We start from the raw sequence: 13,045 nt of genomic DNA, 5'->3' as shown, positions 1-13,045 counted from the left end.
GCCGCGATTGGATATGAGCCTGCGCGCAACAATATAGGTCAGCCCTTCATCCGAAATCTGCAGAGCCCACCGTCAGCACGAGGTGGTCCAGAGCTAAGGCAGATTTTCAATCTCCGCTCCCCGGCGCATCGGCCGAACAGATGAAGCGTCTGCGTGCCGATGAGTAGCGAAGCGCTTCTGGCCGAATTGCCGAGCAAGGATCAGATGATGACATTACGCATGTCGCCTGAACGTTTTTTGCCGGATGTTTCTCGAAGCTGCCTGACCGAAGTCCACCCAATCTCGGTCATTCCCGATTTGGGTTCACGACCTAGTTCATTGGCCATACGATCCTAAGCATCGGCACAGCGACAATGACGACGAGGAACGACAGCGGCAGTCCCAGACGTGGATAATCGCTGAAACGGTAGCCGCCCGGCCCCATGACAAGCGTGTTGCACTGGTGCCCTATCGGGGTGAGAAAATCGCAGCCGGCGCCAATGGCGACGGCCATCAGGAACGCTTCCGGCTTGTAGCCGAGATCGCCGGCAAATTCGGCGGCGATAGGCGCCATGACGAGAACGGTGGCGGCGTTGTTGAGGAATGGCGTAACGGCCATCGCGGCAACAAGGATGAGCATCAGGGCGCCGGGCGCCGGCAGAATAGTCCCCAGTTTGGCAAGTTCGCCGGCAATCACTCCTGTCGCCCCTGTACTGCGTAGCGAATCGCTCACAGGAATGAGAACGGCGAGCATGAGTAGGATTGGACCGTCCAGCGATTGGTAGACCTCCCGGATCGGGATGACCTTGAAAAGCACCATCCCGACAGCGGCCGCAAAGAAAGCGACGGAGACCGGGAGCAGCCCGAATGCAGTCGCCGCCATGGCGAGCGCCAAGATCGTTACCGGCACGATACCCTTGCGGACGCTACCAAGCAGGATAGCCCTTTCTGCGAGCGGCAGGCAGCCGAGTTCACGCAGTATCTCGGGTATCGCCGCAGCATTGCCCTGCAGCACGACGACGTCGCCGAGCCTTAGCTGGATTTCGGCCAGCCTGCGGTCAAGGCGCTCGCCGTGGCGGCTGACAGCAAGGAGGTTGACATTGAAGCGGTCGTAAAGGGCAAGGCGCTGGGCTGTCCAGCCGATCAAAGGGGAGCTCTCACCGATTACGGCTTCGATAGCGATCATCTCGCTGGTCGTGTCGTCACCACCGACCCTATCTCCTGTAACGCTGAGTTTACCCTGGGAGACAAGGCGATCCAGCGCCTCTGGGTCGCCCTCGAGGAGCAGAATGTCGTTCGCCTTGAGGACAACGTCGGGCAGCGGCGTCATCCGCATCGTCCGATTGCGCAGGATCGACGTCACGATAGCATCGCCGCCGGAAAGCTTCATGAGGTCTGCGACGGTTTTGCCGAGCACCGTGGAATCGCCGACAATTCGAGCCTCGGTCAGGTAATTCTTGATGTCGATGGCTTCATTCAGCGACCCGCCTAGCTTTTCGCGCACCGGTAACAGCCAGTAGAAAAACATCAGGAAGATCGTTCCGGCGGCGGCAAGGGCGGCTCCAACAGGTGTAAAGTCGAACATTGTGAAGGCGGTGCCGGTCAGTTCCTCCCGCACACGCGACACAACGACATTGGGAGATGTTCCCACCTGCGTCATGAGCCCACCGAGCAGCGACCCGAACGCCATGGGCATCAGGAATATCGAGGGTGAAACACTTGACCGGCGCGCGAACTGGAAGGCGATCGGGATCATGATAGCGAGCGCACCGATATTCTTTACAAAGGCAGATAGGATCGTGACCATTATCACCAGCAGCGCTAGTTGCGACCGAACTCCCGATACGTTGGGAACAAAGCGCTTGATGGCGACTTCCATGATGCCCGAGCGTGCTATGCCTGCGCTCACCAGCAAGGCGCTGCCGACAATGATCACAATATCGTCGCTGAACCCGCTAAAGGCTTCGTCAAAAGGCACAATACCAACCGCAAGCGCAAGCAACAGTGCCGCGGCTGCGACCAGATCATATCGATAACGACCCCATACGAACGCTGCCATCATCACGAAGATAATGGCGAACGACAGGATTTGCGGCGTGGTCATTTCTTCGGATGCTCCGCCGCTACTACGGCTGACCAGAACGGCCAAACCGCCCTTTAGTTGCTTTGGCAGATCGCGGCGTTGCTAGCACGCTTACCCCTGACGATGACCGCCACCTCGTCGCCAATGTTCATGCCTGCGCCACATAGTGATTCCGACGCACCCGGCGTCTTCGCCAGAGTTTAATATTAACTACTACTAATACTGTATCCCGGGCAGTGGGGGTCTTCGGTTCCTACCGCAGATCGGGCTGCAATCCGATCGGCCCGCGTCCTCTGCCAGAGGCGCGGGCTTTTGGTGGCTCAGCAATATCCCGACATCGTTCAGCGTGGAATTGCAGGTATTCCCGAGGCTGAGCGCACCGTTGCCGGCGGCCCGGCAGCCTATTGGGGGTGACCGGCCGGCCACCGGGCCTGACCGGCTTGCGCCGGCTGAAGAAAACATGCGCCCATGCTAATGTAATTGCAACATCGAGATGCCGATGCGCGAGGTTGACGATCTGACCTCTCGCGCGGAAAACACTAAACAAGGCGCCGTAGGTGATCGATTAGGGCGCGAAGCTTCGGCGCTACGTTGCGGCTCGGATAATAGAGGTAAAAGCCGGCAAAGCGCGGGCAATAATCCTCGAGAACCGGCACCAGTTCGCCCCGGTCGATCGACGGGCGAAAACTCTCTTCCATGCCGAAGGTGATGCCGGCACCGGCGATGGCGAGCTTGATCATCAACGCCATGTCGTTGGTCGTGATCTCAGGCGCAACGGCGACGCTGAACTCCTTGCCATTCTCGGCGAATTCCCAACGATAGGGCGCGACCTTCGGTGCGCGGCGCCAGCCAATGCAGCAATGGCCCGCAAGCTCCCTCGGATGCGTAGGCGTCCCGAACCGATCGCGATAGGCCGGCGCACAGACCGCCAGCTGCCGCTCGTCACCGGCGACAGACACTGCGATCATGTCCTGCTCGATCACCTCGCCGAGCCTGACGCCGGCATCGTATCCCTCAGCGACGATATCGAATTCCTCGTCCGTCACCGTGATGTCGATCTGAACCTCCGGATTGGCTTCGGCAAAGGTCGCCAGGAACGGCCCTGAAAGAAAGCGCTCGGCGATCGACGAAACGGCGAGCCGCAGCTGCCCGCGCGGACGCCAGCGTAGGTCCCCGGTGGTCTCGATTGCCGCGCGCATGTCGGCAATGGCCGGCGCTATCTCGGCGTAGAGGCGTTCGCCAGCCTCGGTCAGGCTGACGCTTCGCGTCGTGCGCCGGACAAGCGCGATTCCGAGCGTCTCTTCCAGCCGCTTCATCGTCTGGCTCACCGCCGAGCGGGTGACGCCCATGCGGTCCGCAGTCGCACGAAAGCTCCGCTCCTCGGCAACGAGGGCAAAGACCGCGAGCGCATTAAGATCCGGCTGCATTGGTTAGCTGTGCTTTCCACTCTGGGAAGGAATGATCGTCTTATCGCAACAGTGAAACAGATCCATCTTCGTGGCAACCGCTGCATGGCGGTTCGCAAAATCAACCAGACGCTAGATCAACAAGACGGAGACGAAACATGTCCCTCAACAAAGTCGTGCTCATCACCGGGGCTTCGAGCGGCATTGGCGCCGCCATCGGCCGGGAGCTCGGTGCTGCCGGAGCAAAGGTCATGCTCGGTGCGCGCCGCACCGATAGGCTGGACACGCTCGCGGAAGAGATCAGGGCAAAGGGCGGAGAGGCAATGACGCGCCGCCTCGACGTGACCGACTGCGCCGATGTCGCGGCCTTTGCCGAGGCGGCGCGCCATGCCTGGGGACGCGTCGACGTGATCGTCAACAATGCCGGCGTCATGCCGTTGTCGCTGATGGCCTCGATGAAGGTCAACGAGTGGGACCGAATGGTCGACGTCAATATCAAGGGCGTGCTCTACGGCATCGCCGCGGTGCTGCCGGAGATGACGGCCCGAGGCTCCGGCCACGTCGTCAACATTGCCTCGATCGGCGCGCTTTCGGTGTCGCCGACAGCCGCTGTCTATTGCGCAACCAAATACGCGGTCCGCGCCATCTCCGATGGCTTGCGGCAGGAGCACGACAACATCCGCGTCACCTGCATCCATCCCGGCGTGGTCGAGAGCGAGCTCGCCGACACGATCACCGATCCGGTGGCAGTGGAAGCGACGAAGACTTATCGCGCCATCGCGCTGCAGCCCGACGCGATCGGCCGTGCGGTGCGCTTCGCCATCGAACAGCCGGAGGATGTCGACGTGAACGAGATCGTCATCCGCCCGACAGCCAACACCTAAGGAGGCAACAATGGGTTTTCGTTTTCGCAGCTCGTACTTCGCGATCACCGTCGCATTCCTGCTCGGCGTGGTTCCCCAAACGGCTCTCTCGCAGACGATGGAAGAGCGGCTGCAACGCGGCGATGCCGTCGTCAGGAGCCTGAACAATGGCGCTCCGCAGCCTGCGCTGGAACGCCTGAGACAGGAGTTTCCGTTCCTGGCCACAGCAACCCAGGGCTATGCGCTCGGCGACGTCTGGTCCCGTCCGGGACTCGACAACCGCACACGCCAACTCGCCGCCGTTGCGGTATTCGCAGCCATGGATGAGGCCGCCTTCAAGATTCATGCCGGCTATGCACTCAATATCGGCGTGTCCGAAGGCGAGCTGAAGGAAGTCATCTACATGGTGACGGTTCCCGCCGGATTCCCCCGCGCGATAAAAGCATCGCAAGCGCTCTCGGAGCTGTTCACTGAGCGTCGCGCCGCTTCCGCCAAACAACCCTGAGGCGCTGTCCCATGAAACAGGTTCCAATACTTGCCGCTGCCGTGATTCTCGCTAGCGCGGCCGTCTTACCCATGCAGAAAGGTCTCGCCCAGATGAGTATCGAGCAAACAACATCTACCCAGGTTTCGGAAGGCCACCCCTATGTCGGGATGTGGGTCACAGCCGATGGTCATATCCGCCACAACTTGCTTCCAAACGGTCGCTATGACGAAGCGCGCGGAAACCGCGAGAGCGCATACCAGGGACAATATGAGATCCGAGGAAATCACATCGACTACTGGGATGACACCGGCTTCACAGCCGATGGCGAATTTATTGACGGCGTACTGCACCACGCCGGCATGATCTTGTACCGGAATAGTAATGGCCGGTGATGCTCGACGTTTCGTTAGCGGCAGAGACTGCCGGCATGATTGAGATGCCGGGCGGCATGGGATACCGCCCGGCAGATCTCACCGCTTTTGGGAGCGGTGGGCGCGCGACAGGAGCAGCGCCAGCCCGATCGACACCAGCACCGCCATCACGGCGGCATAGCCGATCAGCGGCCATGCACTATCCCCATTCAACATCGTCACCGCCAAGGTTCCGGCAGTGCCTACGATAAGGCTCTGAATGCAGAAATAGAATGCGACGGCCGATCCGGCGATGTCATCGAATTCCGCAAGGGCACCATTGGCCGTGACCGATGCGGTAAGCACGATGCCAGCCGCCATCACCCACATCGGTACGATGAAGCTGCCGAAGGAGGGTGGGCCGAGGATCTGGCCGAGGCAGAGAAGAACCGCGCCGCACAGCAGCAAGGCCATGCCCCGAGCCATGCTGCCGGCAACGCTCCAGCGGGTGACAAAGGCTTTTGCGAAGCGAGCTGCCACGATCATAACAACCGCAACGGTCGCAAAGGCGAGGCTGAACCGGAGCTCCGAATAACCGGCCCGATCGATGAGGACACGCGGCGCCGTCGAGAAAAACACGAAGAAGGTGCCCATAGCCGCGCTGAACGCCAATGTGTAGGTCCAGAACGACAGGCTGGCGAAGATCGGCAGCACCGACCGGCGGACGGCGGCTTGGCCTTCGGGCCGGGTTTCATGCCATCTGAACGCAGCGTTCAGTATTGCCGTTAAAGACAGCACCGCCAGAACAATGAAAATCGCCCGCCACCCGAAATTGTCTGCAATCAGCGCTCCCGCGACAGGGCCGAGCGCCGGCACGAAGGCCAGCATCGAACTGAACAGGCCATAGATGACGACGCCTTCCGGGCGATCGGCATAGACGTCCCGAACCGTGGCGAAAGTTGCGACCAGCGCCGCCGCGGCGCCGACGGCCTGCAGCAAACGAAAAATGACGAAATGCGTGGCAGTCGACGATGAGGCCACACCCAGCGAAGCGGCAGCAAAAAGCACGGCGCCGGCGAGCAACACCGGGCGCCGCCCGATACGGTCCGAGATCGGCCCGAACACGACCTGCCCCACGCCAAGCATCACCATGTAGAGGCTCAGCGTCAGCTGGATCACGAATGGGCTCGTGCTGAGCATTGCGGGCATCGCCGGAACAACGGGAAGATAGATATCCATCGCCAGAGAGGCGAGAACGTCAAAAGGTGCCATCAGCAGCAAGGCTGCCGACAGCGAATGGCCCCATGCGGGGCGTGTGATGGTCATGACAATTATCCGCTCGAATAAGAGAAATCCGGCGGCGTCTGCTTATCAGCGATCGGCTGGGGTAAGTTCGACAGAGCGCCGCAACAACAAAGCGAGTTGTTGCGGCTTACCTGTCCGACGACTTTGCGGCTCCCATGCCGATGCTCCATGCGATAAAATGATTGAGTGAGCCCCTTACCCGACTACCCCCGGCTTGACAACGACGTTGCAGGGACCTCGACGAAGCCCTGCCCCGGGGGAATCCTGATAAAGACCTGTCGGATACTGCCACTGCACCATATGTCATTGATGCGAAGCAAAAAAAGGGGCTCACCTTGCCAACCGAACCACGCTCTCCACGGCTTGCAGTGCTGATCGACGCAGACAATGCCTCGGCCAAGATCGCCGACGGGTTGTTCGAGGAAATCGCAAAGATCGGCGAGGCAAGCGTTCGTCGCATCTATGGTGATTTCTCCAGCACCCGTTCGAAGGCATGGGCCGATGTACTGTCGAAGCACGCGATCATCCCGCAGCAGCAGTTCGCCTACACCACCGGCAAGAACGCATCCGACATCACGCTCGTCATCGACGCGATGGACCTTCTCCACAGCGGGCGGTTCGAAGGCTTCTGCCTGGTGTCGTCCGACAGCGATTTCACCCGACTTGCCGCTCGCATCAGGGAGCACGGGGTCGACGTTTATGGATTTGGCGAGCACAAGACACCGGAGAGTTTTCGGCAGGCATGCCGCCGGTTCGTATACACCGAGAACCTGCTTTCGACTGCGCCAGCCAACGCTCAGGACGCGGCGCCGACGAAATCTTTGCAGCCACCCAGCGCCGCGACGCCGATTATCACCAAGGTCATTTCACAGATGGAAACCGAGGATGGCTGGGTACCGCTCGGCATCGTAGGCAATCAGCTCGCCAATCTCGCATCGGACTTCGATCCGAGAACCTTCGGTTTCCGCAAGCTGAGCGATCTCGTGCGCAAGACCAATGCCTTTGAGATCGATCGTCCCGAGGGTGGAGCGGTGCGCATCAGGATCAAGCCGGCTGCGAGGAGCCGAGAAAAAGCAAAATCGGCCGCGTCGCGTTGAGCTCCACGAGGGGCAACTGTCCCGGTCCGATTGGCCTCTGGTCGGACCACTATTTCGCTGGCGCAAACTGCCGATTGGCGTATCATTTTCGTGGGAGAGGGTTCATGGCGGAGGAGGCCAATGAACATCGTTTCGAGAGTGCCTGTCGTTGACTTGACGGCCGAGGAACTTGTTTCATCTGCACTTTCAAAATTCCGCGCCGGCGATACCATATCGACCAGAGCCGCAATAGAAGCCATCCGCCGGGCAGGCCCAGCTTGTGACGACAGCGACGACCAACTCGTCGAGCTTATCGTCATGACCGCAATTGGTAGGACCATGGGGGTCGTGTTCGACCACCGGTCCCGCTAATGCATGTCACCCAAAGCCCCGGCCTTCGGCTTAATTGCCCGGACTGGTGTGGTTACGCGGGCAGGCTTCGAAACAGCGCCCCTCGCCTGTTACACGTGACGGCCCGTCGGGTTGCAATGACACTCATACACTTTCGCCGCCGTCCGGCCGATTTCAAAACGCAACCAAGCCTTTACCTTCTAGCCAGTTTGACGTTGCCCTACGTAATCTTCGTGTTCCGGTACAACCAGGGCGTTCATTGCAGCATGAGCAACGGTCGCCCCTACCGGCGCTACAGCACCGCGCGTTCAATTTGGACGCGGGAACACAGCAGGAGACAACAATGGGCATTTTCGACAAGATCAAGGGGGCGATTTTTGGCAGTGCGGTTGCAGCCGAGCTGCCCGCTGCCGCACCGGCGTCGCCGTCTGCTTCGAGCACCGCCCCCGAAGTGACCCCGACGGTGATTACCGGATCCGGGCCTGTGGTTGACAGCACCGCTGCCGCGGCACCATCCGCGCCGGGCGCAAGTTCCACAGCCCCCGATGTCGCCGCCATTCTCAACAAGGCGGTTGCCGCCAAGGGGCAAAAACTCAACTGGAAGAGCTCGATCGTCGACCTGATGAAGGCCCTCGACATCGACAGCAGCCTCGCCGCCCGCAAGGAGCTTGCTCGCGATCTGAACTACACCGGCGACATGAGCGACTCTGCAACCATGAATGTGTGGCTGCACGGTGCATTGATGAAAAAGCTTGCCGAAAATGGCGGCAAGATCCCAAGCGATCTGGCTGCCTAGTTCTGCCCAATTCTGCCTGGATCCCCGACCTTCGGAATGGGCCAGACCAAAAAGTGCGAGCGCCACCCGATGTCATCGAGAGGGCCTCGCTCAACGTCTCTGGAACGAATACCCCGCTGCGCCGTTTTTCCCGCTGGAGCCTAGGAGTGGCGTCAATGCGCGATGAACAATTCGACGTTCCCGTGACCATCGAGAGCGCACGGACCGGACGGCCCCTCTCTGTTACGAGGACAGTCCAGGCGGCCACGCTTCTGGTCGACAAATGGCCAGACGAAAATCGCGGGCCGAAATATCGCGCAGCCTTAAAAGCCATGATGGATGCGATGGAGCAGCGTCGGGCAGTTGGCAGTGCGCGGCGGGCATTCACGGCTGCGGCCAAGGAAGCCCATCTGTTTGTGCGCGAAGGCCGGCGCTAAGGAACCTCACGAAATTTCCGTCGTTATGCTCCAGGCTCGAAACGAGGAGAACTGCCATGGCCGACGACAAGACCAAGACCGACAACCGCGATCGCTCGCAAGTGGCGGGCGATGAAGACTATGAGGTGAGGCATTTCGCCGAGGAAGCCGGCATCACTCCCGATCAGGCTCGCACGCTGATCAAGCGCCACGGCACCGATCGCAAGGTGCTGAACGAAATCGCACAGAGCATAAAGGCGTTGTGATGACTGGCAAAAAGGCCGCCATGGCCGATCAGAAGAAACGCGAACCGGACGACAAGGAAGCCCTGCGTCTCGCCGAAACCACCGATGTTTCGCCCAACCAAGCGAAGGATCTGATGCGCAAGCATGGCAAGGACAGCGCCAAGGTCGAGAAGGAAGCGAAGAACTTTAAGGCCGAAGGCTGAGCCACCGATTTGGCGGAGCGGCCGCCCACGACGTCGTGCGCCGCCACGCTTGGTTTGTCTGACGTTGCCGGCCGACCTGAGCGGTTTATCGGTTTTCTAACAAATTCGGCCTATTCCCGTTCTAATAACGGGAGCCGGGCTTTTGGCGCAAACAGGGAAAATCGACACGCGACGAGCCATTGCGCTGTCTATCGTCGTGCCGTGCTACAACGAAATCGGGGGGATCGCCGAGCTTTACCGGCGCGTCACAGCCGCTTGCCGTGAACAAGCGGGGCATTCCTACGAGATCGTCCTGGTCGTCGATGGAGCAACCGACGGTACGCGAGAGGCCATTTTCGAGCTCGCCAGACAGGACAGCCACGTCGTCGGATTGGATCTTGCCCGCAACTACGGCCATCAGATCGCGCTCAGTGCCGGCCTGGAATTTTGCCGCGGCCAGCGCATTCTTATTCTCGATGCCGACCTTCAGGACCCGCCGGAATTGCTCGAAGCCATGATGGCAAAGATGGATGAGGGTTTCGACGTCGTCTATGGCCAGCGGCTGAAGCGGCAGGGCGAAGGCTGGTTCAAGCGCGCAACGGCGGCCGTGTTCTACCGTCTGCTGCGCAGGATGGTCGATGTCGACATGGCGCTCGATTCCGGGGACTTTCGCCTGATGAGCCGCCGCGCGCTCGATCATCTCAATGCGATGCCCGAGCGCTACCGCTTCATTCGCGGCATGGTGAGCTGGATCGGCTTGAAACAGGTGGCCTTTCCCTATGAACGGCACGAGCGCTTCGCCGGCGCCACGCACTATCCCCTGAAGAAGATGGTGCTTCTGGCAATGGACGCGATGACCAGCTTCTCGATCGTGCCACTGCGGTTCGCCTCGCATCTCGGCATGATCTTCGGTTTGCTCGGACTTGCTGCGCTCGGCCACACGCTGTTCTCATGGTTTGCCGGCAGCGTCTTGCCCGGCTGGACCAGCCTGGCAGCGATCGTCCTGATCCTTGGCAGTGTCCAGCTTCTGGTCCTCGGGATTTTCGGCGAGTATCTCGGGCGCATGTATATGGAAACCAAGCGGCGCCCTCTCTATCTCGTCAACGAGATCGCTGCCCACGATCCCGCCGCCGCCAAGCTGCCCGTCCACCAACTGCAGGAACTGGCTCGGGAAATGACGAAGGGAGCCGCGCGTGCTTCAGGCCGAGTTTGACCAGTTCGCGCGGGAATATCAGCAGCAGCACGCCGCAAGCATCCGGCTGAGCGGCGAAACGCCGGATTTCTTTGCGCAGTACAAGATCGACGACGTCGCGGCACGACTTGCTCGCTCCGGTGTGAAACCGCGGCGGATACTCGACTTTGGCGCCGGCGTCGGCAATTCGCTGGGACCCATGCGCGCTGCGTTTCCCGACAGCGAAATCACCTTGCTCGACCCGTCCTCGCAGTCGCTCGACATCGCCCACAAGCGCTTTCCCGGCCAGGCTCATTTCAGGCACTTCGACGGCGAAACGATCCCTTATGCAGACGGCAGTTTCGATCTCGTCTTCGCCGCCTGTGTGTTCCATCACATCCCTGAAAACCTCCATGTCGGCCTGATCAAGGAAATCGAGCGCGTGCTGGCCGACGGCGGCAGCTTCTTTCTGTTCGAGCACAATCCCTGGAATCCGTTGACGACGCACGCGGTGCGAAACTGTGCCTTCGACGAGAATGCGGTGCTGATCAATGGCCGCGACATGCGCAGGCGAATGGAAGCGGCGGGCTTTTCCAGTCCCGATATCGTCTACCGGATCTTTTTCCCGCGCCTGTTCGCGGGGTTGCGGCCCCTGGAACGCTACTTGAGCGGGATTCCTGTGGGGGCTCAGTATTTCGTGCATGCGCTCAAGCCTGCCCTCTGACCGACCGCCTTGCCCCTCGGATGAGCGACACGCCGAAACCTCCGATCAACCTGCCGCAAAGCGGCCCGGAGACGTGATATGAACGTGGTTCAGGCGACCTTGGTGACGGCGTCGCCGGTCAATGACGGCCAGCGGTCGCGGTTGATGTTCTGCCTGCTCGTCGTGCCTCTCGTTGCGTTCGCGCTTTGCGCCTACGCTGCCAAAATCCTGCAGGATCCCGACAGCTGGTGGCAGGTCAAGGTGGGGCTCGACCTGCTGGCAAATCGTACATTCCCGCTTGTCGACAGCTATTCTCATACCTTCGCCGGCCAGCCATGGATCGCCAAGGAATGGCTTGGGCAGATTCTCCTCGCATCCGCCTACACAGTAGGCGGCTGGAACGGCGTGGCAACGCTGATCATCGCCACCATCGCGCTGACGATGTCGCTGCTGTCATGGCATCTCAGCACCTGGCTGAGACCGATAGCAGCGGTCGGACTGGCCCTGTTCGCGGCGGCCATGATCTCCCCCATCTACACCGCACGTCCCCACATCTTCACCTTGCCCATTATCGTGATCTGGGCGGCAACGCTTTTCCGCGCGGCGCGCAATGAGCAAGCACCGCCTCTCTGGCTGCTTGGCCTGCTCGTGCTATGGGCCAATCTCCACGCGACCTTTACTGTGGGCTTCGTCGTTGCGGCCTTCGCCGGCCTCGATCTTCTTGCGCGAACCCGCCTGTCCAACCCCGTGCTCCTCGCCAAATGGGTTGCTTTCGGTCTGCTTTGCCCGCTGGTCAGCCTGATCAATCCCTATGGCGTCAAGGCCATCCTCGCCACATTCACAGTAGCCTACGGCAATGAAGCGGTTCCCCTGATCACCGAGTGGCGACCCTTCGATGCCTCGGATCAACCGCTCCAGGAAGTGGGTATCCTGCTGTTCGTTTTCGCGCTGCTTGTGTCGAGACTTCGCATCGGCTGGGCCAAGGCTCTGTTCATCATCTTTGCCTTGCATGTCTACCTCACCCATTTGCGCTTCATGTATCTGTTCTTCCTGCTGGTGCCGATCGTGATTGCGGCCGAGATGGCGGAGCAATATCCGCCACTTTCCCTGGCGAAATGGATGGCGGACAAACGCGACGGGCTGGAACGGTTTTTCGCCAAATGGTTTTACCAGATCAACGGCGCGGCCGGCGTTTTGGCTGTGGCTGCGGTCGCAGTACTCACGAGCGCCTATCAGGTCGAGCCGAGCCAGAAGACTTCCGCTCGGGACGCGCTTGCATTCGCCGAAAGTCATCATATGTCAGGCAATGTCCTGAATTCTTACAATTTCGGCGGCACCCTGATCTTCCACGGCTTCAAGACGTTCATCGACGGTCGGACGGATCAGCTCTTTCTCAACGGCTTCACGAAGACCGACACCGAAATGGGCCGCAGCGGCGGCAAGCCGATCCTCGCGGCACAGCTCAACAAATATGCGATCGATTGGGCGCTGCTGAGCGCGGACGACAGCCGCATTCCCTTCTTCGACGAGTTGGGATGGAAACGGGCATATTCCGACAAATACGCCGTGATCTACGTGCCTGGCGCCTGATTTCGGCAGCTTTGTTGCTGGCACACGACCTTGAAACGCCGTGCCGGCGTTGAGATCGCGACA

15 protein-coding genes are annotated in these 13,045 nt (G+C 60.4%); 12 read left to right on the top strand and 3 right to left on the bottom strand.

Translation table 11 applies throughout. The annotated features are described in order from the left end of the window. Nucleotides 1-310: 310 nt before the first annotated feature. The gene (locus tag AC0L26_RS23180) at nt 311-2,083 is read right to left on the bottom strand and encodes an SLC13 family permease (RefSeq protein WP_473634700.1); all 1,773 of its coding nucleotides are present in this window, start codon (nt 2,081-2,083) and stop codon (nt 311-313) included. A 518-nt stretch (nt 2,084-2,601) separates the two neighbouring features. Beyond that, nucleotides 2,602-3,489, bottom strand: a complete 888-nt coding sequence (locus AC0L26_RS23175) for a LysR family transcriptional regulator (protein ID WP_473634667.1) — start codon at nt 3,487-3,489, stop codon at nt 2,602-2,604. A gap of 137 nt (nt 3,490-3,626) precedes the next feature. Here AC0L26_RS23175 and AC0L26_RS23170 point away from each other — a divergent pair, with 137 nt between their 5' ends. From AC0L26_RS23170 to AC0L26_RS23160, 3 genes are all read left to right on the top strand, one after another. Then, entirely contained in the window at nt 3,627-4,352 is a 726-nt protein-coding gene (locus AC0L26_RS23170; RefSeq protein ID WP_473634666.1) for an SDR family oxidoreductase, read from the top strand. Nucleotides 4,353-4,449: 97 nt separating this feature from the next. Continuing rightward, on the top strand, nt 4,450-4,836 hold the full coding sequence (locus tag AC0L26_RS23165; RefSeq protein ID WP_473634699.1) for a carboxymuconolactone decarboxylase family protein: 387 nt from the start codon (nt 4,450-4,452) through the stop codon (nt 4,834-4,836). Between the two features lie 71 nt (nt 4,837-4,907). Further along, nucleotides 4,908-5,210: an Atu4866 domain-containing protein gene (locus AC0L26_RS23160; RefSeq protein ID WP_473634698.1), complete on the top strand. Its 303-nt coding sequence runs from the start codon at nt 4,908-4,910 to the stop codon at nt 5,208-5,210. Nucleotides 5,211-5,288: 78 nt separating this feature from the next. On the opposite strand, the gene cml is transcribed toward AC0L26_RS23160, so the two are convergent. After that, entirely contained in the window at nt 5,289-6,494 is a 1,206-nt protein-coding gene (gene cml, locus AC0L26_RS23155) for a CmlA/FloR family chloramphenicol efflux MFS transporter (RefSeq protein ID WP_473634665.1), read from the bottom strand. A 314-nt stretch (nt 6,495-6,808) separates the two neighbouring features. On the opposite strand from cml, the gene AC0L26_RS23150 reads away from it, so the two are divergent. The 9 genes from AC0L26_RS23150 to AC0L26_RS23110 all read left to right on the top strand — a co-directional run bounded on the left by AC0L26_RS23150 (nt 6,809) and on the right by AC0L26_RS23110 (nt 12,982). Then, entirely contained in the window at nt 6,809-7,570 is a 762-nt protein-coding gene (locus AC0L26_RS23150; protein ID WP_352935309.1) for an NYN domain-containing protein, read from the top strand. A 120-nt stretch (nt 7,571-7,690) separates the two neighbouring features. Further along, nucleotides 7,691-7,921, top strand: a complete 231-nt coding sequence (locus AC0L26_RS23145; protein WP_354494122.1) for a hypothetical protein — start codon at nt 7,691-7,693, stop codon at nt 7,919-7,921. Between the two features lie 322 nt (nt 7,922-8,243). Then, complete coding sequence (locus AC0L26_RS23140) at nt 8,244-8,696, top strand: DUF3597 domain-containing protein (protein ID WP_473634664.1); 453 nt, start codon at nt 8,244-8,246, stop codon at nt 8,694-8,696. A gap of 155 nt (nt 8,697-8,851) precedes the next feature. Further along, nucleotides 8,852-9,112: a DUF982 domain-containing protein gene (locus AC0L26_RS23135; protein WP_352935722.1), complete on the top strand. Its 261-nt coding sequence runs from the start codon at nt 8,852-8,854 to the stop codon at nt 9,110-9,112. 56 nt (nt 9,113-9,168) lie between these two features. Next, nucleotides 9,169-9,357 (top strand): DUF3606 domain-containing protein, encoded by a 189-nt coding sequence (locus AC0L26_RS23130; RefSeq protein WP_352935315.1) that lies wholly within the window; start codon nt 9,169-9,171, stop codon nt 9,355-9,357. Further along, nucleotides 9,357-9,539 carry a hypothetical protein gene (locus AC0L26_RS23125; protein WP_473634663.1) on the top strand — a complete coding sequence of 61 codons (183 nt, stop codon included), beginning with the start codon at nt 9,357-9,359 and terminating at the stop codon, nt 9,537-9,539. Before AC0L26_RS23130 ends, AC0L26_RS23125 begins: the two co-directional genes overlap by 1 nt. 142 nt (nt 9,540-9,681) lie before the next feature. Continuing rightward, complete coding sequence (locus AC0L26_RS23120) at nt 9,682-10,731, top strand: glycosyltransferase family 2 protein (protein WP_473634662.1); 1,050 nt, start codon at nt 9,682-9,684, stop codon at nt 10,729-10,731. Then, nucleotides 10,712-11,413, top strand: a complete 702-nt coding sequence (locus AC0L26_RS23115; RefSeq protein WP_473634661.1) for a class I SAM-dependent methyltransferase — start codon at nt 10,712-10,714, stop codon at nt 11,411-11,413. Before AC0L26_RS23120 ends, AC0L26_RS23115 begins: the two co-directional genes overlap by 20 nt. Nucleotides 11,414-11,491: 78 nt before the next feature. Beyond that, on the top strand, nt 11,492-12,982 hold the full coding sequence (locus tag AC0L26_RS23110; RefSeq protein ID WP_473634660.1) for a hypothetical protein: 1,491 nt from the start codon (nt 11,492-11,494) through the stop codon (nt 12,980-12,982). Nucleotides 12,983-13,045 lie beyond the last annotated feature (63 nt).

Source organism: Mesorhizobium sp. WSM4823 (genome assembly GCF_055811195.1).
This window is presented reverse-complemented; position numbering and strand designations above follow the sequence as displayed.

What these genes read in the sequence shown, in the direction of transcription:
- AC0L26_RS23180 (WP_473634700.1), bottom strand. Translation starts at nt 2,083, where the DNA reads ATGACCACGCCGCAAATCCTGTCGTTCGCCATTATCTTCGTGATGATG.
- AC0L26_RS23175 (WP_473634667.1), bottom strand. Translation starts at nt 3,489, where the DNA reads ATGCAGCCGGATCTTAATGCGCTCGCGGTCTTTGCCCTCGTTGCCGAG.
- AC0L26_RS23170 (WP_473634666.1), top strand. Translation starts at nt 3,627, where the DNA reads ATGTCCCTCAACAAAGTCGTGCTCATCACCGGGGCTTCGAGCGGCATT.
- AC0L26_RS23165 (WP_473634699.1), top strand. Translation starts at nt 4,450, where the DNA reads ATGGAAGAGCGGCTGCAACGCGGCGATGCCGTCGTCAGGAGCCTGAAC.
- AC0L26_RS23160 (WP_473634698.1), top strand. Translation starts at nt 4,908, where the DNA reads ATGCAGAAAGGTCTCGCCCAGATGAGTATCGAGCAAACAACATCTACC.
- cml (WP_473634665.1), bottom strand. Translation starts at nt 6,494, where the DNA reads ATGACCATCACACGCCCCGCATGGGGCCATTCGCTGTCGGCAGCCTTG.
- AC0L26_RS23145 (WP_354494122.1), top strand. Translation starts at nt 7,691, where the DNA reads ATGAACATCGTTTCGAGAGTGCCTGTCGTTGACTTGACGGCCGAGGAA.
- AC0L26_RS23140 (WP_473634664.1), top strand. Translation starts at nt 8,244, where the DNA reads ATGGGCATTTTCGACAAGATCAAGGGGGCGATTTTTGGCAGTGCGGTT.
- AC0L26_RS23135 (WP_352935722.1), top strand. Translation starts at nt 8,852, where the DNA reads ATGCGCGATGAACAATTCGACGTTCCCGTGACCATCGAGAGCGCACGG.
- AC0L26_RS23130 (WP_352935315.1), top strand. Translation starts at nt 9,169, where the DNA reads ATGGCCGACGACAAGACCAAGACCGACAACCGCGATCGCTCGCAAGTG.
- AC0L26_RS23125 (WP_473634663.1), top strand. Translation starts at nt 9,357, where the DNA reads ATGACTGGCAAAAAGGCCGCCATGGCCGATCAGAAGAAACGCGAACCG.
- AC0L26_RS23110 (WP_473634660.1), top strand. Translation starts at nt 11,492, where the DNA reads ATGAACGTGGTTCAGGCGACCTTGGTGACGGCGTCGCCGGTCAATGAC.